The organism is Neisseria sp. P0009.S008 (genome assembly GCF_051958615.1).
In the GTDB taxonomy this organism is placed as follows: Bacteria; Pseudomonadota; Gammaproteobacteria; order Burkholderiales; family Neisseriaceae; genus Neisseria; species Neisseria subflava.
The window spans coordinates 1-239 of the sequence record NZ_JBQCVG010000098.1 but is presented as its reverse complement, the minus strand read 5'-3'; the positions used below and the strand labels follow the sequence as shown (position 1 = coordinate 239).

1 pseudogene is annotated in these 239 nt (G+C 43.9%); it reads left to right on the top strand.

Annotated elements, in window-relative coordinates:
• Positions 1-35: 35 nt before the first annotated feature.
• A pseudogene (locus ACTHSQ_RS11435) lies at positions 36-224 on the top strand (replication initiation factor domain-containing protein); the annotation flags it as partial.
• Between the last annotated feature and the right edge of the window lie 15 nt (positions 225-239).

Sequence of the window (239 nt, the reverse complement as noted above, 5' to 3'; positions counted from 1 at the left end):
AATATGGTGTACGAGTAAGCCTGTTGTAAGATTAAGATTTCATACGTGCCGCATCCTTGCTTGCTTAAGAAGTTTTTGGTTTCGGTATCTTCAAAGAGTCCAAAGGATCGGGCGGTCGTTTTTATTAGCGTTGTTGGTTGATGGGTTCAGAAGACGCCCTATACGGTCGCGTACAATTTGTTTGCCAGCAAAAAACCAACCTTTTCGAAAAGACCGGCACCGGTTGAGGCGTATCAAAA